A 21,777-nucleotide genomic window follows, 5' to 3' on the forward strand; every position below is an offset into this window, starting at 1 on the left:
TCCCTTTAGAAGGCCGGCATAAGTACCGCGAAGAGGCGCGGCGAATAGCAAAAGGTAGTTCGACTTTCCGACCTACTGCGGCGGCCGCCACACTGCCGCGCCGGAACAAGGAAGTCAGAAATGCGTTTCTTTAGGCATCAAACACTGGAGGATGCCATGGACGATCTGAAGAACAGGGGGCAACCCGATCGTAGCAAGATCAACATGCACGAGGCGCATGAGGTCAAGTATTGGACCAAGGAGCTCGGCGTGGACAAAGACAAGCTGCAGAAGACGGTCGACAAGGTCGGCAACTCAGCCGCCGCCGTTCGCAAGGAGTTGGCAGCCTGAGCCAGTCAACGGAATCCCTGCACGAGCAATCCTTATCGCGCTGGATTACTTGGCGGGGGTTGGGCGCTTGCGCGATCCGCAAGAAGCGTTTGAATTTATCGGGAAGTACGTCGCGTACCAGATCGGGCAGGGGGTCGTCAGTCCTCTGCTGCTGTCGAACCAGGCGATTGCAGCCTACGAGCGCCATAGGGAAAAGACGCCGCTTCGAGTGGTGGAGTAGGAGTGATGATGCCGCTAATCCGGCCTTGGTCGGCCGAAGAAAGTGAAAAACTTAAAGCCATGGCTAACGCGGGTGCATCGCCGATCAAAATTGCTGCGGCCATGAAACGTAATGTGCAGGCTGTCAGACGTCAAGCGAACCGATTGGGGATCTCATTGCCCACAACGCGAGAGACGCGCAAACGACAACGTGCGTTAGAGGCGGAAGCGACAAGGACTTCAGCGTGACATCGCAAATAGGAACAAGCTGCGCGTTGCGTGGTTGCCATGGAAACGGAGGTTCCCATGCTTACAGACGATCAACTGATGGTTCTGCGGGAAATCGATAACGCCTTCGCTTTTGACGATACAGCCAAGGCTGAAGAGTTGGTGCTGGACGGATATGTTCAGAAGGACGGCGACTTTTATCAGCTCACGCCGAAGGGTGAGAAAAGCCTGCTCGACAATGGCGTCTCGGCATAGAGGTTGGAGCCACCAGTGATCGGATTCGTTCTAGGCTCAGAGCTTAGATAGTCGGATCCATCGCGTGCCGCTGGCGCCGCCCTCTATTTCCAAGGAGAAGGTCGGTCCCTCATCAAGTTGGAGTTTGACCTGTTCGGAAGCTGCGATCCTCAGCATGAGCTCCTCCGACGCGCTAATGCAGCCTTCAGCAATTACCGACCCTGTCTCTTCTACGAGCGTAAGCCAGTAAAAGACTGTGCCGGCCTGTATACCATCAATGAAGACTGTTCCATCGTTTGTAAGATTGTCACTCATGGCACCTCGCTGCGCGATCAAGTACGCATTGTATCACTTGGATTTCGTCAGTGCTCTCCTGCTATCAGACCCACAGTGGATTTGAGTTGAGTTTTTTAGCTTGCCGTAGCCGACCGGGTGACTGCGGTGCAGGTGAAGTCGACGTACGCCGCAGCTGTTCCAGTCCGACGATGCTTCTCAATTGGTGCAATACATTGTCCGACGGGTGGCCGCGAGGAACAGAGGTAGGAACAGTCTGTTATCGAGCGCCAGATGGGAGCCGCTATGATACGTTCGATCTACCTACTCGCCGCTGCGATAGCGTTATCAGGCACAGCCTTCGCGCAAAGTGGGACACCAGAGGATCAGGCAGCCTGTCGTGCCAGCGTGAAGCGCTATTGCGCCCAAGCGATACAGGGTGGGGACATGATGGTGCTCTCGTGCCTTCAACAGAATAGGCCGCGGATTTCGAAAGCATGTCGGCAAGTGTTATTGAAGTATGGCCAATAAGCCTGAAGGCAGACGCAGGGCCCCGGCGATTATTTCCGGAGCCCCCGATCGCCTAGCTCAGTACATCCATCTAACTAGTTCCCACCACCCGCGCCGCCACCGGCACCGCCGCCTGCGCCGCCACCACCACCGGAAGTGCGACCTTCGGCAGAGCTATTGGACCCAGTCGTGCCCGTCGCTGCGTTCGATCCACTAAGGGAGCTCGCATTGTTGCCAGTCTGCGATCCTGCAGCGTGTGGAGTGCTCGATGTCGGGCGATCAATTGCCGTGCCCGTGCTTGTCGTGCCGGGCTGTGTAACGCCGTTGCCTGCGGAATTGACCTGAGGCGCGCTCAGATTTGCTCCACTCTGTGCGATTGCGGCAGGAGCGATCATCAGTGTTGCCGCCGTAGCTGCTATCAACATCTTCTTCATATTTTCCTCGTTCGTTTCATGCCCCGAACAAGCTGAAGTCGATTGACCGGTTCTTGTTCCTTGGACAAAAATCGCACAATGACGGAACAACAATCGCGCCTCTTTACCCATTTTGCCGAGGCTGTCCCCAACAGCTTCCTGGCAATCTGTGAAGGGCGCGCCGCAGGCGTCCACCAAACGTTTCATTAAATGGACCTGTTTGTCTAATACGCTAATGGGCAAACGGAGGAGCTTGACGATGAATAACGGGGACCGCGAAATGAAAGGCTCCGATCTGCTAGTGGCAGCCCTCGAAAACGAGGGCGTCGACCGCATCTTTGGCGTCCCCGGCGAGGAGAACCTCGACGTCGTCGAGAGCTTGCGCAAGTCTTCCATCGAGCTGGTCGTCACGCGTCACGAGCAGCCCGCCGCCTTCATGGCAGCGACCCACGGGCGCCTCACAGGGAGGCCTGGTGTCGCCCTCAGCACTTTGGGGCCCGGAGCCCTGAATCTCTCGACAGGGGCTGCCTATGGGCTCCTGGGAGGCATGCCGATGGTCCTGATCACTGGCCAGAAGGCGATCCACGCCAGCCGGCAGGCGCACTTCCAGATCGTGGATGTCGTTGCGAGCATGAAGCCGCTCACGAAACTGTCGCAGCAGATCGTAAGTGCGTCTTCCATCGCGACCGTCGTCCGGAACGCTTTCCGGATTGCGATGGAGGAGCGTCCCGGACCCGTGCACTTGGAGCTTCCGGAAGATGTCGCGGCGGAGAAGGTGTCCGGTGTTTCGGTCGTCCCGGTCCACCCGACCGATCTCCCGGCGCCCTCGATGGACGCCGTCCGGAAGGCCGCCGAGCTTATCCTCTCGGCAAAATGCCCGTTGCTCATGTTCGGTGCCGGTGCCAGCAGGCCCAGGCTGGCGCCCGCGCTCTCCGAATTCGTCCGCCGGGTGAAGATCCCATTCTTCAACACGCAGATGGGGAAGGGGGCCGTCGGCGGGGCGTCCGACTACTATGTCGGCACGGCGGCGCTGAGCGAACGCGACTACGTCCATCGCGCGATCGACTGCGCCGACCTGATCATCACCATCGGCCACGACACCATCGAAAAGCCGCCATTCATCATGGGGCGTGGCCGCCATCAGGTGCTCCACATCGGCTTTACGCCGGCGACGGTCGAGGAGGTTTACTACCCGCAAGCTGAACTTATCGGCGACATTGCGAAAGGTCTCGACATGCTGGCGGCCGAGCTCGATGGAAAGCTCAAGCAGACCACGCAGTGGGACGGTGTACGCGCGGATATCCTGCGCCACATCGGCGACCGGGCCAACGAAGACCGCTTTCCGCTGACCCCGCAGCGGATCGTCCACGACGTCCGCCAGGTCATGCCACCCGACGGCATCGTCGCATTGGACAACGGGATGTACAAGATATGGTTCGCGCGCAACTACCGCACGGACGTCGCCAACACGCTGCTGCTCGACAACGCGCTTGCGACGATGGGAGCGGGGCTTCCGTCGGGCATGATGGCAGCGCTACTGAATCCGAAGCGCCGTGTGCTCGTTGTCGCCGGCGACGGTTTTATGATGAATTCGCAGGAACTGGAGACCGCGCAGCGTCTGAAGCTTGATCTCGTCGTGCTCGTCATCGAGGATCACGCCTACGGGATGATCAGGTGGAAGCAGGCCGTCGACGGTTTCGCCGATGCGGGGATGACTTTCCGCAATCCGGATTTCGTTGCCTACGCGCAGTCCTACGGTGCCCAGGGTCATCGCGTGACAGAGGCGGGCGGTCTGGCACCGACACTGGAGAAGGCCTTCGCGGCCGGTGGCCTCCACCTCGTAGTGGTGCCGGTGGACTACAGCGAGAATATTCGTGTTTTGGTGGACGAACTCGCCGACATGCAGCACTAGGACGCTTTGCTCCTAACGTTGCCCCATCGCCGATGCCGCATTGTAATCGACGACCATCTGCACAGTGGGAAGTTCGGAAATTCTTGCGCGAAGGTCGGCGAGCATTTCGTGGTGGAGCGCTCTCCCGCATGTAGATATCGTAGTTATAAATCAGTTTTTGGGAAAACCGCCATGGCTCGAACGTTGCCGATTGGCCAAAGACAGGCCAAACGTATACTCTGAATGTCACCCACTGATCTTTTCGCATTCCTCGCGGAAGGGGGCCTATCATCTGATAGAGGCCGACGGCGCTCGAGGCGGGCTTGTACACCGCGATGGGGTTCCGCGTCAGCCGCCAGCGCAAATAGGTGCGCGCGAGTGACCGGACTACGGGTGCTCTCGATCTGCGTCAGCACCGCCAGATCGTGAGGCTCAGCTCAAGGGCTTGGCCTCCGGAAGTTTCCACTTGCCGCTGACGATGGGCTGTTCGGGGCGATAAAGCCGTATGGTGTAGTTCCAGCCCTCAACGATCGGCAGGCAGTTCGGGATATTGCCGTCACAGCCGCCGAACTGGACCTTGACCGAGCCGTCCGCATTTTTCTTCGCGGTGATGTTGTTGATCGAATAGGCATTGTAGGCGTTTTTCTCGAAGAAGCCTTTTGCGTTGTAGACGCTGATCGACCAGAAAGCCTTCACCGGCACGGTCTTTGGCACATCGAGGGTGTAGACCGTTTTGCCGTCGTTCTTCGCGGGAGTGAAACTCGGATACATGGCGTCCTTTTCCGGAATGCCACCCCAACCGGAGGCCGTGCCAATCAAGTGCTGGATCGGATCGACCTGGTCATGGGCTCCAAATGCACCGTGATACGACGTCTGATATTTTGCCAGCGCGAGCAGCGCATTGCGGATGTCGGTTAGCTTCTCCTGATCCCAGTTTGGAAGGTCCAGCGTGCCTATCTTCTTCTGGCTGACCTTGATGGCATCCTGAAGTTTGTGAACCTCGGCGAGATCCTTTGGATCGTTGGGATCAACCAGCGTTCGGACAGCGACAAAGGCGTATCGCGTACCAACTGATTTCTGCGTCAGCGTCACCGGCTTCGTGCCATAGGCGACGATTGGCAGGTAGTGGTCCTGATCGACCACCATCATCGACATATAGCGCTTGCCCGTGTCGGGCAGCGAGAGCGTTACGGGCCCGCCAGCAAGATCAAACACCGCAAATGAGTACAGCGTATCCCGGTTCATTCGGATCACTGCTTGTTTGTCGATGGATACAGGCTCCCGCGAGTGTTGGAATTTGCCGAGTCCGCCGATGGCCGTTGCATTCACCGCGAGGTAGCGGTCGGTCTCGGCGCGGGCAAAATTATCGACGGTGACAGGCAGTTTGCCGTCCAGAGCCTGGGCGAACGCTCCTCCGGCCAGTGCGACCGAAGCCAATGCGAAACCAATCCCAACCGAGCGAAACATCGACATACCTCTTCATTCAATCTGACTGGCGACGCAGGAGCATTCCACAGGCGCGGCCCCTTGAAGCTTAAATGCCATCCAAGCGATCAACGCGTAATCGGTAGGCACTGCCTCCGAGCGTTTCGAGCATCTCGGATCACTTGTCTTGCCATTTCGCGCTAATGGACATCCGACACCGCGTGGGGGGGCGCGCTGGCTAGTTCTGCGTCAGATAAAGCGGCGTCCTGAACGTCAATTGATAAGACGGCAGCGGGATCCATTGGATCTGCAACATCAAACCGAACAAGCGATTGTCGTTGTCGTCCATTCGGTCGAGGTCAAGGCGTAGGACGGGCTGGGTAAAGGGCTGGATCAGCGTTCGGTTCAGGAGTTCAACGCCGCCGAATGATTGCACGCCGACGCGCGCGGAAATTTTCCAGTTGCTTGGCCACTGGTAGTAGCCACCGGCATATCCGATCATACTCGGACGGACCTCCGCTGCTGCGCTTTGGATCGCGACGCGGGTGTCTTGGAAGCCAAGGAGAAGTCCCCTCGTCTGATCCTCGTCCAATGCATAGTCGAACTCGATAACGTTGTTGAAATTCGTCGTCGCGAACGGCCCGCTCGGCAGTGATTGCGTGATGGTCGATTGCACGGTGGTGGTGGGGAGCATGCCACCGTTTTGCTTATAGAGATCGGCCTGAAATCCGACATTCCAGCTCGCGATGTCGATATCCGTCCAGCCGCCGAGCGGCATCGTGTTGGCGTTCACTGAAATACCGCCATAGACCGACACCCGATCGTTCAGGTCGACCGTGAGCGGGATATCGACTGTGACCGCGTGCACCGCCGGCAGTTTTTTATGGGGCGGCACGGTCGATGGCGTGTGGCCGGCCGCAAGCGCGATCGCCCCCAGAACCGAAAACAGCGACGTGTTGCCGAAGCCTATTCCGATCGCACCGCTGGGGGCTGTCGCGTAGGTGGTTCGGAGATCCAGATAGACGCTTGGCGGGGTGAATTGAGCCGCTTGATCGTTGTCGTCCTGGCCGAAGGCAGCATCGGTCACACCGATGCAAACGGCGCACACCAGAAGCCATCCACAGATCGGTCGAAGACGTCCGTTGCTCAAGGTCGAGGCCCGCTTATTGCGTGGACAAGGCTGTTGTTTCGGCCGCACAAACCGGTGCAGCGCGCCTCGCCCTCGCTGCTTTTACCTCCACCTTCGCAGCTTTGAGGTCGGCAAGGAAGGTCGCGTTGGTCTGCAAGCGCGAGACGGTCGCTGCCCCCATGATGCGGCCCGCATCGACATCGCTCTGCCAATGCGCATCGCAGATCACGCGGCTCTGGCCGAAAGCGATGCCGCGCGTGAACAACTCATTGGAACGCTCGGGATTGATCTGCGCGAAGACGAGGGCCCATCCCCATCCCGCAGCCGTATGGCCTGACGGATAGGAGCCGTCTGTCCGCAGGATTGCTTCCTGATCCGTCCGGCATGTGGCTTCGTTGTGAACGACGAAGGGGCGGGTGCGGTTGTACTTGTTCTTCACGCCATAGGTCGACAGGCCGAGGTCGGACAGCATCTTCTGCATCATGGCATAGAGGCGCGGGGTCTGTTCCTTGTCGATCTTGATCCCCATCGCGCAGGAAAAATTATCGGCGGCCTGCGGGAAGGCAAGATCGGCGTCGGTGGAGGCCTGCTTCCAGCGGTCGGTGCCGCGCAGGGGGAGCGTTACCTTGCGTGCTTCTTCGTCCCTGGCAAGCGCGGCCGAATCCTTCTCGGGGGGCGGACCGAGCAGGACCAGGCTATTCGGCAGGTCGGCCGGCTTCAGATAACCGGGCGCTATTTTGAAATGGGGATCGGTGACCTTCGATTGGGCTTCGTTCGATTGCGCGACGGCCTGCCCGCAAATCATAAGCAGCACGAAGATGGATGGGCCTGCGGACCGAACCAGGTTTGCGGTCATGGATAGTCTCTATTCATTTCAAGAGTGCCGGGATCATCAGGCGACTGAGTTTCCTCGAATGCGGGTTCCCGCCATCTGACCGAGCCGCCCCTTAGAAGGTAAGTCAGAGCCGCCGATCAAAAACGGTAGGTTGCTGCAATGATCAGTGCTCTGAACATGGTTGCCACCTGACTTTTTCGGCACAACCAGTTGCCCCGTGAAAAAGCAATCGAAGCGGAGGCGGTAAAGATTGTGGTTCCAGTTTAATTGTCGGAATCCTTGGGAAGGCAGAAGCAAAGCCGGGCCGGTGCCGACGTTCCGTGGAGCAGATCGTTCGCGGACGCCGATGCCTGCGTCCGGCCCGATTGCCTCTGATCGACAGGCGAATCCTATCCGGTCATTTCGTGCAGACGAAGGCCAACCGTCTTGCCACTTCGCGCCAATCGCGACCGGTCAAGCCATTTAGCGATCTCTACGTCCCGCTGATGTGTGCTCCATAAACGGCGGCATTGAGTTCTTCGAAATTTGTGAGCCGGTGTGTCCTGACTGATATGCCCGTCATCAATCCTATCCATCGTTCCTCAGAACATCGACAAAGAACAAGCCTGGAGGCTTCCCAGTCGAAGGAGCTAGAATTTTGTTTTTATCGAGCGCCCATCGGCGAGCGCCATTACATTGGTATCCAACGCGACGGGCACAGACACGGTAAAGTATCCGGCAGTGCCTTCCATGCGGTTTACGGCATCGAATTCACGATAGATTTTCAGGCGCGTTGAAATCGGGAGCTTCCCGACCTCGAACGTGTACCCAATCGAGACGCCGAGTGCGATGACACGACCTTCAAAGGCGCCCAGCCTCGCGCCTGTTCCGGAGTCCGCCGTCAGTTGCTGGTAATAGTAACCGACGAGCCCGAGCGTGAATTCCTTGGTGATGTATTTGGTTGCTGCCCATTCGAGGTGGAATTCATCGCCGCTCTTGTAGTCGGTCGCCGTGTTGGTCTGGTTGAAGGTGACGCCCACCGCGGCGGAGAGATCCCAGCTAATGGCAGAATCTAGCCATGTGAAATTGCCGAAGACGTCGAGCGCGGGTCTGTTCAGCGAGGCGTTCGACAGTTGACCGGCGACGTACGTTCCGGACGGGATCACACCGCTGACGCCGAGCTGCCAGTGAAAGTTGCCCGACTGCCACCCGACAAAGGACTGGAGAAAGAAGTCGCTGAGGTTAGCATTCTTGTCCGTCACGCCGACACCGATCGGCCCGAAGCGCGGCGAGTTCACCAGCAGATTTGCATTCACGCGCGGCTCACCAACGGGCACCGTCAACGAGAATGCGAGATTGCCGCCGAGAATCTTGGCAGGTGTAACCCAGAGTGTTGTTGGCAATTCGATCCAGCTCTGGGCCGAGACGTCTGCAACGAGAAGACCACCGGTCGGCAGAGTTCGACCGCCGCTGAGTTTGCCGTCGTAATAATAAAAGTCGTTCTGAAAGAAGACGCCGGGCGGCGGCGTAATGCCTGCGCCGGTTGCGTGTGACCCGAGGAGGGAGACACTTACGCCGCCTTCGGCTGCTATGACCGGCGTTTGTGACCAGCACAGCATGGCGCTGGCAGCGACCGTCATCGTCAAAGAGAAGCGCATCAACAAACTCCGCGTGGCAAAACAGCACAAATCAAAACTGGATCGACATACGCGCAAATCGATATTCGTCACACCGAATTCCCGCGCTACTTACATTATTCGCAGGGTGTTGCGTTTGCATCGAAAAGCTACACCACGCTAAGGGACCCGATCTTGAATCGGGCCATTCCAGCACAAACGCATTCGCTCTGAGACGGGATGCGTCAAAAAAAGCTGGAGCGCTTTCCGATGGGAACGCGCTCCAGCATTTTCAGGAACGTTGAGAACACCGTAGCAGTCACTGTTCGACGTAGATCGACAACAACGGCCTGCTGAAATAGCTCTCGGTCAGAGTGCGATCAGTAGCATCGGTTATAAATTCGGCCGTAGACGTCGACCGCCTGAACGCAAGAGGGTGGCACGACTACGACGGCTGCACCCGCGATTGCTCCGCCCACGATGGCTCCACCAACGACGGCTCCACCCACGATGGCTCGGCGCGTCGTTCGCCGTGCTACGCCGGCGTAACTCAGGGGCGTGAGCGGAGCTCCGATGAGTGCCTCAGCCGAGGTCATGAAGGTACCGCCATGCGTGAGCGACGCCTGTTCGCTGACCGACAGACACAGGATGGCCACGCTCGTTCCGAGGGCGATCTTCAGCAGCTTGCTTTTCAATCCAGTCATTTCTTCTCTCCGCTGGGGCTGATTCCTGGGGGAATCTCATCGATATGGCCGAGATTCTGAATCTCGCGCTTCTTCATGTCTGCGCTCGGCTTGAAAGCGAATGCATCGGCAGTGGTGTCGGGGCTGGTTTTCCAGCTGCTAATTCGGAGCGTGTACTGAGGCGCGCCCGTCACCGTTTTGGTGGTGATGATGTATTTGCGCGGAATCGGCGTCGCGCCTGGTTCTATCCAGATCTGCCAGTCGGTATCCGGCGTACGGAAAGCCAAGTGTTCACACTCATGGCCATCGATGACGCCCCTGCCGATATGCTTGGCGTCATAGACTCCATCGATCAAGGCCGCATAGGAATTGGCGAGAAGAAGATCGGCACCCGGCGCCTCGATGCCGGACTTGTCACGAATGCTGTCGACGAGTTGATCAATCGTACCGGTGGCTGGCATCTGCCCGTAGACTTTGCGGGCACGATCAGAAACGGTGAAATTGGCGCCATCGTACACGAGCTCAACGTCGGCGTAGCCGCCGGTCCGTGTCACGCGGAGCTTGTCCGGCCGATGGATGGTGAGTTGCCCGGAACTGGCAAACTGAATCTTCTGCATGTCCGGGGTCATGATCTCGATATCGGAATCATACGATATCGAAACATTCTTTTGATTCGCGATGTAGTCGGACATTGCGCGCAGGATCGATGCAGCATCATCCGCGTGGGCAGCGCCAGCTCCGATGCATGTCGCAGATAAACCCGACGCGATCAGGAGTGCGGCAACAGAGCGGATCGAACGGCGCGCCGCATTCAAGGGCGTTCTGGATTGGCTTTTCAAGAGATGATTCCTGTTAATTGTTAGTTAGCTGGGCCGACAAGTCGGAATGATGGGGGGACCAACATTCATTTGGCAGTGCGGACCTTTTCAGCCTTCAGAAGAACATCGATGGCCTTGATGATCGTCGTGCCTTGATTGGCCTTGCAGTAGACGATCAATTCGTGAATGCCTTCTCGAACTCTAGGCAAGTTGATGGAAGACTTCTTTCCGAGGCCATTGTACCAACCGCTGTACCAAACGCCGAGAAAGTTCGCGTCTTCCTGATACGTTCCGGCGAGCTGCGCGCAAGTCAGCTTCTGCACGTTGATGTAGCCATCCGCATCGGCATAGGCCTTCAATTCGGTTTGGGCTTGAGCCGAGCCCAGCGGTGCTGCGCACGCAACAGCAAGAGCAAAAGCAAGTTTCTTCATCATTGAGTTTTCCCTCGTGATTCAGGAGGCGTTATCTGCAGGGGTGGTGACGTTCGTTCTCGACCGGGAGCGGCGAACACCTTCGATCTCCGCTCCTGGCCGACGATGACTTGATGGGATCAAGCCACTCAGTTCAGATACTCAACCCGTAGACGGTTGATCTTTCCGTTGAACGCAAATGGTTTGCGGTCAAAATATGCGAACGAGACTGGCGAATAGCTGTCACGGCCGACGTCAAAAGCGTCATTGGCAGTAAACCCGAGCGAGGTTGAGCGAGGCACGCGGCCCTTGGCCACTTCCTTGCCGTTGACGCGGATGACGATGTCGAGAGGACCTGCGTGTACGCTGCTGGCCACGTGTGTTTCGACTTCGATCTTGACCGTTCCGGTCGGGAGCGGAGCGGTCGTATCGAGCCTTGTCCGTTCTATCTCGAACAGATTGTACTCAAAGCTGAGCTTGCCGTCTTCGACCCACAGCGAAATCCCTCCCGAGATCGCACCCAGTGCATAGAGCACGCCCTTCGAGTCCGGCTTCAGTTCTGCGTCGATGCTGACAAGGCTGCTTCGTGACCCGAGTTTCGGTGCGGTGAACTCCGGAACGGCAACGACTTCCTGCGTATAGTCGAACACCTTGGCCGGATTGGATGGCGCGTCTTCGGGATGGAAGACAACGGACCACAGGCCGCCGCCGACAGGATAGACCTTGTTGGCCTTCGCGTTTGCATCGAACGTCTTCTTCATCTCCTCGACTTTTTTGGGATTGGCAGACGCGATATCCTTCGCCTGCGAAAAGTCCTTTCGAAGATCGTAGAGTTCCCACACGTCGTTCTCAGGCGTCCATTGCGCGATCGCCGGATCGAGACCTGCCTTCCAGGGGATGCGCGGTCCGAACACGGAAGAAATCCACTCGTCCTTATAGATCGCGCGGCTGCCCATCACCTCGAAATACTGTTCTTTCTTCTGTCCGGGCGCGGTTGGCGCCCCGAAGGAGTAGACCATGCTGATGCCGTCGAGCGGATCCTGGGTGACGCCATCGACAAGATTCGGCGGAGTGATTTTCAGGATGTCGTAAATCGTCGGCACGATATCGTTGACATGATGAAACTGCGGATGCGGTGTCTTGTTCGGCTTGATCTTGCTTGGCCAGGAAACCGCCATCGGCGAGCGCGTCCCGCCGAAATGCGCGGCGATCAGTTTGGTGGACTGATAAGGCGTAGAGCCAGCCCAAGCCCAGCCGGCATGGTACATGTTATCGACCTTGGGCGATCCGAGCACATCCAGGCCGCCCAGCTCCTTCAGGGTGCGGAGGTGATCCTTCATCTCGGAAGCAATGCCATTCTGTGCCAGAAGTTCGCTGATGGTCCCGTTCTGACCTTCGGCGCTCGACCCGTTGTCGCCCCAGACGTAGAAGATGAGGGTGTTGTCACGAATGCCGAGTTCGTCGAGCGTATCGATCAGTCGACCGGCCTGGGCGTCCGCATGCTCGGTGTATCCGGCGAACACTTCCATGAGCCGACGCTGAAATGGCTTTTCCTCGTCGGGGATATCGGCCCATGCCGCAAGCGTTTTTGGCCGCGGCGTCAGCTCGGTGTCTTTCGGTATCCATCCGAGTTCTTTCTGACGGGCGAAGACGCGCTCGCGCATGACATCCCAGCCGTCGTCGAACTTGCCCTTATATTTGTCCGCCCAGTTCTTGAAAATGTGATGCGGACCATGGGAGGCGCCAGGGGTCCAGTACATGAAGAACGGACGATCCGGCGTCAGCGCATGGACCTGCTTGATCCATGAGACAGCCTTGTCGGTCATGTCCTCGGTGAAGTGATATTCTTTCTTGCCCGCGGATGGATCCAGGCGAACCGTGTTTTCAACGACCGCGGGCTCCCATTGGGAGGATTCCCCGGCAAGGAAGCCGTAGAAGTAGTCGAAACCAACGCCGCGCCCCGCTGGCCAGTTCGTATAGGGACCGACGGCCGTGGTCTCGTTCGCCGGCGTGTTGTGCCACTTCCCGAATGCACCCGTCGCATAGCCGTAATAGCCAAGCACTTTCGGCGCGGCCGCGGATGTCGCCGGGATGTGGCCGGAGTAGCCATCCCAATCATTTGCCAGTTCGGCGATCTGGCCAAACCCCACGCGGTGATGATTACGCCCGGTCAGCAACGCTGCGCGCGTTGGGGAGCACATCGCCGCATTGTGGAAGCGATTGTACGACACGCCGCCTTCGGCAACACGGCTCAACGTGTCTGTCTTGATCACGCCGCCATAGGTGCTGGGGAGTGCCGGACCAACGTCGTCGAGCATGATGACGACGATGTTCGGTGCATTGGCTGGAAGGCGCGATTGCGGCGGCACCGGGTTGTAGGTCGACCGCGCGATCGTCGGACCAGCCTTGCTTCCTGATGGCGTGGGCGGGAACGGCAGCGATTCCTGGGCGACAGCGGGCGTTCCCAACAACAGGAGAGTCGTGCTCACGCCCAACCAGCGTGTCCTGAGATGATTGTTAATAGGCTTATTCATTCGATTCTCCGTCTCGAACAATGCATCGGAACCCGACATGACTTGTCGAAGTATCGATTGCTTCCGGATGGCGAGCTGCAGGCCGATAGCGGCGGCAATAATTCAGGGCGCACAGATGCGAGCCGCCTTTGAGGACCTTCCGCGGTATTCTTATTTCGGGGAGACATGGATCGTAGCTGGCAGACTCAAGCCCCCCACGGGGATTCCTGGGTACACAGCAGGCCTTCGTCATGTCTACTTCGTGCTGCGAAGAGTACCAGTCAGATGTCCACTCCCAGACGTTTCCGATCATGTCGTAGAGACCGTATCCGTTGGGCGGAAAGGCTTTCACAGGTGACGTGCGGGCGTATCCGTCCTGGTTATGATTGACCGTCGGAAACGATCCTTGCCAGGTATTGGCCATATGTCGGCCAGCGGGGATTAACTCCGATCCCCATGCGAATTCGGCCTGTTCGAGACCGCCTCTGGCGGCGAACTCCCACTCGGCTTCTGTAGGAAGATCCTTGCCCTTCCATCGTGCATAGGCCAGCGCGTCCTGGTGGGTGACGTGGACGACGGGATGATCATCTCGTCCTTCGATGCTGCTAACCGGACCATAGGGACGACGCCAGTTGGCGCCCTCGAGAAACGACCACCACTGCGACCAGTCATCAAGACCGACACGCTCGGTCGGCTCGCGAAAAACCAGCGAGCCCGCATACAACATCTCCGGCATTATGCCGGGATAATCTTTTGGATCGGGCACGGATTCGGCAACCGTGCGATATCCGGTTGCGGCCACGAACTCGGCAAACTGAGTATTGGTGACAGGAGTCTCGTCAATGAAGAACCCATCGACACTGACGGGGTGAGCCGGCCTCTCTTCGGGGTAGTGCCGATCCGAACCCATCCAGAACGTTCCGGCACTCACGAAGATCATGCCGTCTCGTACACGCTCCGATCGCAAATCCGTCTGAGCCGTTTCGGCGCAGGTCAGCGTTCTCAATATGGTGGTTCCAGTTTACTTGCCGGATTCATTGTGAAGGTGGAAGCAAAGCCGGGCCGGTGCCGACGTTCCGTGGGCGGAATCTTGGGGGAGCCGGGGCCTGCGCCCGGCCCGGTTGCCTTCCGATCGACAGGTGCACCCTGTCCGGGTCATTTCGTGCAGACGAGGGCCGGCCGTCTTGCCACTTCGCGCCAATCGCGGCCGATCATGTCATTTGCAGGTGAATTCTTGCTGCATGCACACGACGCGGCGACCGTTGCAATTCGAGGCCGACAGGTGCCGGCAAGAGAACGGTGACATTCTCCGGGCTCACCAGTAGCGATTCGAATGAAATTGTGGCTGATGCAAAGTACCTACTGATGATCGCAACGAGACCCAATGGCCAACATCCCTTTGACGCGCTGCCAGTTTCTTCTGCCCTTCGTCGGGATTCTCGATGAGACCGGTGCGCCGACGAGTTCGCTTCTGACCAAGTTTCGGCTTCCGTCGTCTCTGGTCGACAAGAGCGATCTCTATGTCCCGCTGATGCCGGCAATCCGCTTCATGGAAACCGCCCGGAGAAGCCAGGGCATTGAAGAATTCGGCTTCCTAGCCAGCCAACGGCTGCATTTCTCCCATATGCGCGAGAAAACGCGGGCCCTGATCGCTCACTCTCCGACACTGCTCGTTGCGCTGCGGCACGCCTGCACATGGGCGCCGCGGGAGGATACGATCCTGAGCATGTGGATCGAGCACGACGACGATCACGCGCGGATTTGCACCACGCTCGCCGGGACAAACGGACTCCTGCATATGGAGCATCTGCAATGGATCCAGAACATCTTCTCGATACACATCGTCCGGCAGTTCGCGGGAGCGGACTGGATGCCGGCGACGATCGCCTTTGAAGCGCGCTACACGCCACGTCCGGCGACGCAATCCTTGTGGCCGAATGTGCGGTTCCTGTCAGGCCAGCATGCGGCGTGGATCGACGTGCCGATCTCGTATCTCAGTCTCACCAACCATCGGAAAGACGTGAGCCCTGCGCCGCAAGCTTACGAGGACGGCCCTTCCGGCTATGACATAGTTGAACTGCTAAAGCTGATGCTGCCGTCTTATCTGGACGACGGAATTCCAGCTCTTGCTGAAGTCGCAGAGATGGCGGGCGTCAGCACACGCAGCTTTCAGCGCAAGCTCGCGGATGTCGGCCTGAGCTATTCTGATCTGCTCGACACCGTCAGATATGAGAATGCGAGCAAGCTTTTGCGTGACAGTAATTCCAAGATTATCGATATCGCATTTTCGTCCGGTTACACGGATCCGGCACATTTCAGCCGCGCCTTCCGGCGAATTTCCGGTGTGACGCCGCGGCAGTTTCGCGAGCAATCGCGATCGGGATAGACGGATGACTGCAGCCCACCATCGCGGCTCGACGTTTATCTGCGTTCCCTTCAAAGCTCCTCGCTATGGAACGAGATCGCTTCGCGAAAGGTCGTCTGCCATCCGAGTGCGCCACCAAAACAGCGGCGAATCGGCGCCTGGCGTGGCGATTTGACGGCGTCTGTGCGGCTATAGGAGGTTATCCTAAGCGCTAGATCGCTCCCAGAACAATGGGACCTGCCATCGTCCGGAACGTGATCGAGTACCGCTTCTGCGGAACCGCCAGGATGCTGTGCTCCCATTCCGCGCGCGACGGGCCGGACATGAGATAGATCGAGCGGGCTTTGGCCTCCAACGCGAACCTCTCGCATTTGGTAGAGGCAGATCTCCGGAAGCGCAGCTTGCAGTCCGATCCCAGCGAAAGTCCGAAGATGCGGTCGAAGTGCGGCTTGTCACGGTGCCAGCCGATCCCGACGCCGACGTCGTATTCCGTGCAGAGTACCTGCTGGATCCGCGTTGACGGACCGCCGAATGCTTCGACGTTCTGGATTACGTCGCCGAGCCATTCCGGAATGGGAGCGGCCTCGGTCAGGCGGCGGAGTGTGTAATCGTAGCTGAGGCCGAAGGAGGCGATCCGGCGCTTGCCCTCGTATTGGCCGAACTGGAATGGCGTCAGGGGCAGGGTGGAAATCTCGTGGATCAGCGCTTTTTCGATGTCGGGCGAGACGAAATTGTCGGCGTGGCTCAGACATTCGAGACTACGTGCAATTCTCCGGCTTTAGCGCCGAGGCTCAGGCAGACATACTGGCCACACTTGAAAACCTCTACAATAACTCCAGTTCCGGTACAGCTCGGGATACCCTCGACAAGATACGCGCGATTAGGGCAGTCGGTGAATCTGAGATTCTCAGCGTTCAACCGAAGGACGACGCCGGAGATCGTGGGGTCACTCAGCCGGATTTCCGCCGATATCTCTCAAGATCAAAAGACGGGCGTAAGTTATTATCTTGGCAGGGTGTCCCTTTCGGCGGGTGAGCTATCGAAGCTCGTAGGCCTCAAACTGCTGCCAGGCATGCCAGTCGAGGCTTTCGTTCGTACCGAAGATCGAACGGTTTTGTCCTATCTAGTGAAGCCGTTGCACGACCAGATCGCAAAAGCGTTTCGGGAGAGGTAGCAAAACTACGATGACTTGTCGGCCGGAATTCCATGAGTTTTCGCCTTGAATGCATCCACATAGTCCCACGTAGACATCAGCACTCGCAGGCGTATGAGTCCAGCGCGTTGCCGTTCAGGCCGAGCGCGCTGGGGTCATTGCTTGCCCCCAAGACATCGGTACGGCAGCACTAGCTGAGGGAATGGTGGTCGCCTGGCTAATACCCTGAGGTCGTAGTCACCAAGCGTCATCAAATGGCTCAATCGCAGACACTGGATAGGCCAGGTTGCCTTTTGCAGCGTGTGGCCGCTTTGCCGAAGGTGATGGCAGCCTCTTCGAAACCCTGCGGAAATTCTGGTAAAACCTGAGGCAATACTTCTATGGTGCTCTGCGAGATATGGTTTCCAAGCAGGTGCAATGGTGAGCCGAGAGATATTCTTCGGACCGTTCCGCTTCGACGCAGCTACCCGCACACTGTGGGACGGAGGCGTCCCAGTTCGGCTTGGCGCTCGGGCGTTAGCCATTCTGCAAGTCCTTCTTGAAGCACCTGGCGCAACCGTCAGTCGTAGCGCCTTGATCAGGAGCGCATGGCCAGGCTTGCACGTTGATCAAAGCAATTTGCGGGTCCAAATCTCTGGGCTGAGAAAAGCTCTGCGTGATTACGGCGCCGCAATTCAAGCTGATCCATCTCGGGGCTACCGTTTCGACGCTCATGTTGTGAAAGAGCCGGTCATCCGTCCCTCTGAAAACCAGCCCCGGTTCGGTATCCCTGGAATTGTTGTAAAGCCGATCGGTCGCGAGGCGGCAGCGGATGGGATTCATGAGCTTCTAAATAGCCGACGACTTGTGACGATCCTTGGATCGGGTGGCATCGGGAAAACAACGATTGCGTTGCAGGTCGCGAACGACCGGGCCGCAAACTACGCCGACGGCGCCTACTTTATCGATCTTGGTAGAATATCCTCAATTGATCTTGTCTACACCGCATTGGCGAATGCGATCGGGTTGCGAGTAACGGACTGGCCCGGCATCGAACAAATCGTGTTGGCGCTCCGCGACAGGCGGATGCTTCTGATCCTGGACTGTTGTGAGCATGTGCTGGGTCCAGTGGCCAAACTCGTTGACAGCTTCCTCGTTAACACGAGCTACGTGGATATTCTTGTTACGACGCGAGAGCCACTGCAGCTTGATGATGAGGCCATTTGGCGACTCGCCCCCCTGACAGTTCCCCCGAAGGCTGCCGAAACGCATGCGGACGACATCAAGACCTATTCGTCAGTCCAACTATTCTTGAAGTGCCTGCATCAGCGGGCGGCGAAGCTGCATTTTGATGATCGCCAAGCTGCTGCTGTCGCGGAGATTTGCCGGCGCCTCGATGGGATCCCACTGGCAATTGAAATTGCCGCTTCGATTGCCGCCGTGCTCGGCTTCGTGGAAACACTCCGCAGCCTGAGCGAAAAATCGTCAGTGATCAATGTCGACCGAAGAAGTACTGTTCCCCGTCAACGGTCGTTGTTCTCGACGATTGACTGGAGCTATAATCTGCTGTCCGAGGCAGAACAATCCGCTCTGCGACACATCGCTTGCTTTGCTGGGACCTTCTCGCTTGACGCCGGCATCGCCGTGGCAAGCAGCGACCAACTCTGCGCATCCGCTGCGCGCGACGCCATTATTGGACTGTCTCACCGCTCACTTCTCTCCTCCGACCCGGACTCGATACATGCGGAGTATCGTCTGCTGGATACGACAAGAGCATACATAGCTCAGTTGGACTTTCCTGCCAGCGACATAGCGCAAAGACGCCACGCGGAATACTTCCTCCAACTGCTCGACGGCATCGACTGGGACCTTTACGACGAGACATCTGAGAACACGAAAATGCGGGGCTACCTGGACGAGCTCCGGGTGGCTCTTGACTGGGCGTTTTCGTCAGATCCTGAACTCGGCGTAAAACTTGTTATCGTCGCGGAACGGCTTTGGCTTGCGCTAACCTCGTTGGTTCAAGGAGTCCCTTATCTAACCAAGGCGTTTCATCTCGTCGATGATAGCTCAGCATTTGATTCCGCCGTGCGGCCTCGCTTGCTGGTGTCACTTGCATCCGCGCAGGTATACCTGGCGGGATTCGAGGGAGCGAGCTTGTATGAGCGTGCCTGGCACGCGGCGCAAGCCGCAGGAGATGATTTCCTGGAGCTGCGGGCTCTCTACGGTATCATTCAGAATATGCTTCTCACTCGCCGCCAGGCGACGCGTCATCTCGACGCATTTGCCAAGGCAGCGGAGCGATCCAATGCCCCTGATGTGCACTATCTTCTTCAACGAATAACCGCATTCAACGATTTTGAAACCTCTGCCATACGATCGGCCCATGAGAGGTTCGAGATGTTCCTGCAGGACTGCCCGTCGATTTCCAGAAGCGCCTACTTGTATTTCGGAGGAATCGACTCGTTCATCTCCTGCAAGATCGGGTTGGCGCTTGCCAAACACTACATGGGGTACTGCGAACAGGCATTGTCGCTTGCGAACACAGCGGTTGATGAGGCCGAGGCAAAAGGACATCTGACAACCACCTATTTCGTTCTTGCCCAGGGTGCAACATGGGTCAACATATCCTCGGGGGAATTTCACCGTGCACGCAGCTGCTTGCAAAAATTGGAGGAAGTATCGCGGCACTACCGACCCTGGCATGCGGTTGCCGAGGCATTTCGAGCACTTCTTCTCAGATATGCTGATGGAGATGCTGGATCCTCCGAACGCATCCTGACTTCGTGTTTGGAGGATGAGTTCATAATTAAAACAGGTTCTCTTCATCCGATTTTGTGGGTCGAACTGGCCGATGCACGACGAATTGTTGGTGATCTGGACGGTGCAGAATCTGCACTCTTGAAGGCGATGAGCCAGTGCCTGGGCCCGTCCGATGTTCGTCTCATCGGTAAACACCACCCAATCCTCGCCAAGGTGCTCATTGCTCGTAACCGGCCCGGGAACGTCGATACGGCACGCGAACTATTCAGACAAGCAATCGAGCTAAGCAAGCTGCACGATTTCTATCTCTATGAGTGCGAAGCTGCTGTCGGCCTCGCCGAGCTTGAGCTAAACGTGGGGAGACCGTGGGCGGCGCGCAATGCACTTGTCGATGTCCTGTCCAATTTACAGGACAGATCACGCGTACCGTTTCTCTCTCGCGCTCAAACTATCCTCGCCGGGATCAACATATCCTGACGCTTGCGAACTGCGATCACTCAGCGAGACAGGCGTTCAGGAATTTTGAGGTTGTTCTTCAGCTATCGGCCGGCGATAGCGTCATTACCGAGAGCTGACATCTCTGCTTGATGTATGTTCATGCGGAAGCAGGTCATGCGAGGCCAATGACGCTTGGCGAAGTATCCACGGTTAGCTCCGTGAATTCTCAAGAAACCGGAAAAGGCGGTACTCTGGGGGACTGATCTCATGATTTACGATCAAGAAGGACTTATTGGCGAGCGCGATAACCGCCTCGCGAACGATGGATGCGTCCGTGATGTCATCAGCGGCGACCGCAACCGCATCATCGAGGGTGAAAGCACCAGTAAAAAATGTCAAATGACGTAGTACCGCTCGTTCGTTGACTGGAAGAAGATTGCTGCTCCAGTGGAGGGTTGAGAACAGAGAATGCTGCATAGGGTTGGCGGCTTGGCGATCGGACTCCAAAACGGACGAGCGTTGATCCAGATTGCGGAGGATTTCACCAATGTCGAGGGGGCCGACCATCGAGGCCGCCATTTCGATGGCTAGTGGAATTCCGTCCAGACGTCGGCAGACCTCGACGACGGTCGGTGCGGTGTCGTCGTTGAACCTAAAGTCGCCAGAAACTTCGGTCGCGATCCTTATGAAGAGCTGAACTGCAGAATAGCGTGCGGCATTCACCGCGGTATTACTCGGAGAGGGCGGCGGCACGTCGAGCGGTTCGAGCTGCCAGACGAATTCAGCTCCAACTCTTAAGGTCTCTCGGGACGTTGCGAGGATCCAGACTTCATTGGAGAAGCTCAGAATCTGCTCGACCAGTAACGCTACCGTATCGGTAAGGTGTTCGCAGGAGTCAATGACCAGTAGAAGGCGTTTGCCCCGCAGTGCCACCTTTATCTGCTCAAGAGCAGGCGCCCCCCCGACGGTGAGGTCGAGTGAGCGCGCCAGGGCCTCGCAAATCTGATCGTCGCGCGCAATTCTGTTAAGATCGACAAAGCAGGTTTCATCCGCAAATGTATCGGCTAGTTGATGTGCGATTGCGAGCGCGACTGTTGTCTTCCCGATGCCGCCGGGACCAAGGATCGTTACCAGGCGGCTTTCTTTGAGAAGGCTGACTATATCCGCAACCACGCCGTCACGACCAATAGGCTCGGTAAGATGTCTTGGCGCCAAGAAGCACCGCCGCTGGGTGCTGCGATACGAATCATTCGGCACCGTTTCTCCGAGAAAGCGATAGCCCAGCGAGGATTCGGTCCTGATCAATCCCTCGCAGCGGTGAAGTGCTTTTCGCAAAGTGGAAATTTGTACTTTAAGATTTGCATCGTCTACATGGCCATCAGGCCATACCCTCTCTAGGAGTTCACGTTTCCCTACAAGACGTCCGGGGGTCTCGGTGAGCACGCTCAGAATTGCCTGCGCCCGGGCCCCAACTCGTAATAAGATATCCCCTTGCCACAACATTCGCCGATCTCGATCGAACCGATATGGTCCGAAAAAAATCTCTGCGTCGGGTCTATGCCCAAGAGGCTGGTCGGTGTTTTTACCACTCGTT

The 21,777-nt window shown here is 57.6% G+C and carries 20 protein-coding genes and 1 pseudogene; 8 read left to right on the forward strand and 13 right to left on the reverse strand.

The genetic code is table 11. The features are described from left to right. Positions 1 to 156 precede the first annotated feature (156 nt). From HP556_RS02860 to HP556_RS02870, 3 genes are all read left to right on the forward strand, one after another. Positions 157 to 330 carry a DUF3606 domain-containing protein gene (locus HP556_RS02860; protein ID WP_089267567.1) on the forward strand — a complete coding sequence of 58 codons (174 nt, stop codon included), beginning with the start codon at positions 157 to 159 and terminating at the stop codon, positions 328 to 330. Positions 331 to 397: 67 nt separating this feature from the next. Then, entirely contained in the window at positions 398 to 550 is a 153-nt protein-coding gene (locus HP556_RS02865; protein ID WP_175365842.1) for a hypothetical protein, read from the forward strand. A 284-nt stretch (positions 551 to 834) separates the two neighbouring features. Next, the gene (locus tag HP556_RS02870) at positions 835 to 1,011 is read left to right on the forward strand and encodes a hypothetical protein (protein WP_175365843.1); all 177 of its coding nucleotides are present in this window, start codon (positions 835 to 837) and stop codon (positions 1,009 to 1,011) included. Positions 1,012 to 1,047: 36 nt separating this feature from the next. Here HP556_RS02870 and HP556_RS02875 read toward each other — a convergent pair whose 3' ends face one another. Then, entirely contained in the window at positions 1,048 to 1,305 is a 258-nt protein-coding gene (locus tag HP556_RS02875; RefSeq protein WP_175365844.1) for a hypothetical protein, read from the reverse strand. 264 nt (positions 1,306 to 1,569) lie between these two features. Between HP556_RS02875 and HP556_RS02880 the strand changes: the two genes are divergently transcribed. Then, positions 1,570 to 1,794 (forward strand): cysteine rich repeat-containing protein, encoded by a 225-nt coding sequence (locus HP556_RS02880; protein WP_089267600.1) that lies wholly within the window; start codon positions 1,570 to 1,572, stop codon positions 1,792 to 1,794. 74 nt (positions 1,795 to 1,868) lie between these two features. Here HP556_RS02880 and HP556_RS02885 read toward each other — a convergent pair whose 3' ends face one another. After that, positions 1,869 to 2,393 (reverse strand): hypothetical protein, encoded by a 525-nt coding sequence (locus HP556_RS02885; RefSeq protein ID WP_141137188.1) that lies wholly within the window; start codon positions 2,391 to 2,393, stop codon positions 1,869 to 1,871. A 52-nt stretch (positions 2,394 to 2,445) separates the two neighbouring features. Here HP556_RS02885 and HP556_RS02890 point away from each other — a divergent pair, with 52 nt between their 5' ends. After that, on the forward strand, positions 2,446 to 4,098 hold the full coding sequence (locus tag HP556_RS02890) for an acetolactate synthase large subunit (protein WP_175365845.1): 1,653 nt from the start codon (positions 2,446 to 2,448) through the stop codon (positions 4,096 to 4,098). A 411-nt stretch (positions 4,099 to 4,509) separates the two neighbouring features. Here HP556_RS02890 and HP556_RS02895 read toward each other — a convergent pair whose 3' ends face one another. The 9 genes from HP556_RS02895 to HP556_RS02935 all read right to left on the reverse strand — a co-directional run bounded on the left by HP556_RS02895 (position 4,510) and on the right by HP556_RS02935 (position 14,425). Then, positions 4,510 to 5,544: a DUF1254 domain-containing protein gene (locus HP556_RS02895; protein WP_175365846.1), complete on the reverse strand. Its 1,035-nt coding sequence runs from the start codon at positions 5,542 to 5,544 to the stop codon at positions 4,510 to 4,512. A 196-nt stretch (positions 5,545 to 5,740) separates the two neighbouring features. Then, positions 5,741 to 6,589, reverse strand: coding sequence for a hypothetical protein (locus HP556_RS02900; RefSeq protein ID WP_089267598.1), 849 nt, complete (start codon positions 6,587 to 6,589; stop codon positions 5,741 to 5,743). Between the two features lie 76 nt (positions 6,590 to 6,665). Beyond that, positions 6,666 to 7,487, reverse strand: coding sequence for an acid phosphatase (locus tag HP556_RS02905; protein WP_246297355.1), 822 nt, complete (start codon positions 7,485 to 7,487; stop codon positions 6,666 to 6,668). A gap of 608 nt (positions 7,488 to 8,095) precedes the next feature. Continuing rightward, the gene (locus tag HP556_RS02910) at positions 8,096 to 9,175 is read right to left on the reverse strand and encodes a SphA family protein (RefSeq protein ID WP_338117525.1); all 1,080 of its coding nucleotides are present in this window, start codon (positions 9,173 to 9,175) and stop codon (positions 8,096 to 8,098) included. Between the two features lie 266 nt (positions 9,176 to 9,441). Beyond that, entirely contained in the window at positions 9,442 to 9,765 is a 324-nt protein-coding gene (locus tag HP556_RS02915; protein WP_175365847.1) for a hypothetical protein, read from the reverse strand. Next, positions 9,762 to 10,583: a DUF2092 domain-containing protein gene (locus HP556_RS02920; protein ID WP_175365848.1), complete on the reverse strand. Its 822-nt coding sequence runs from the start codon at positions 10,581 to 10,583 to the stop codon at positions 9,762 to 9,764. The genes HP556_RS02915 and HP556_RS02920 overlap by 4 nt, the downstream gene beginning before the upstream one ends. Positions 10,584 to 10,648: 65 nt before the next feature. Further along, positions 10,649 to 10,996, reverse strand: a complete 348-nt coding sequence (locus HP556_RS02925) for an HdeA/HdeB family chaperone (RefSeq protein ID WP_089267559.1) — start codon at positions 10,994 to 10,996, stop codon at positions 10,649 to 10,651. 125 nt (positions 10,997 to 11,121) lie between these two features. Then, complete coding sequence (locus HP556_RS02930; RefSeq protein ID WP_175365849.1) at positions 11,122 to 13,506, reverse strand: arylsulfatase; 2,385 nt, start codon at positions 13,504 to 13,506, stop codon at positions 11,122 to 11,124. After that, the gene (locus HP556_RS02935) at positions 13,499 to 14,425 is read right to left on the reverse strand and encodes a formylglycine-generating enzyme family protein (protein WP_175365850.1); all 927 of its coding nucleotides are present in this window, start codon (positions 14,423 to 14,425) and stop codon (positions 13,499 to 13,501) included. Before HP556_RS02935 ends, HP556_RS02930 begins: the two co-directional genes overlap by 8 nt. Positions 14,426 to 14,869: 444 nt before the next feature. Here HP556_RS02935 and HP556_RS02940 point away from each other — a divergent pair, with 444 nt between their 5' ends. After that, positions 14,870 to 15,871: a helix-turn-helix transcriptional regulator gene (locus HP556_RS02940; RefSeq protein WP_089267557.1), complete on the forward strand. Its 1,002-nt coding sequence runs from the start codon at positions 14,870 to 14,872 to the stop codon at positions 15,869 to 15,871. A gap of 190 nt (positions 15,872 to 16,061) precedes the next feature. Here HP556_RS02940 and HP556_RS02945 read toward each other — a convergent pair whose 3' ends face one another. Further along, the gene (locus tag HP556_RS02945; protein WP_175365876.1) at positions 16,062 to 16,619 is read right to left on the reverse strand and encodes an alpha-ketoglutarate-dependent dioxygenase AlkB; all 558 of its coding nucleotides are present in this window, start codon (positions 16,617 to 16,619) and stop codon (positions 16,062 to 16,064) included. Between the two features lie 108 nt (positions 16,620 to 16,727). Here HP556_RS02945 and HP556_RS30170 point away from each other — a divergent pair. Both HP556_RS30170 and HP556_RS02955 read left to right on the forward strand, forming a co-directional pair. Further along, positions 16,728 to 17,024: pseudogene (locus HP556_RS30170) on the forward strand (beta-barrel domain-containing protein); the annotation flags it as partial. Between the two features lie 396 nt (positions 17,025 to 17,420). Next, positions 17,421 to 20,222 (forward strand): ATP-binding protein, encoded by a 2,802-nt coding sequence (locus tag HP556_RS02955; protein WP_175365852.1) that lies wholly within the window; start codon positions 17,421 to 17,423, stop codon positions 20,220 to 20,222. A 171-nt stretch (positions 20,223 to 20,393) separates the two neighbouring features. Here the strand turns inward: HP556_RS02955 and HP556_RS02960 are convergent, their stop codons facing one another. Beyond that, positions 20,394 to 21,686, reverse strand: a complete 1,293-nt coding sequence (locus HP556_RS02960; RefSeq protein WP_175365853.1) for an ATP-binding protein — start codon at positions 21,684 to 21,686, stop codon at positions 20,394 to 20,396. Positions 21,687 to 21,777 lie beyond the last annotated feature (91 nt).

This window comes from Tardiphaga robiniae, assembly GCF_013359755.1.
Classification (GTDB): Bacteria; Pseudomonadota; Alphaproteobacteria; order Rhizobiales; family Xanthobacteraceae; genus Tardiphaga; species Tardiphaga robiniae.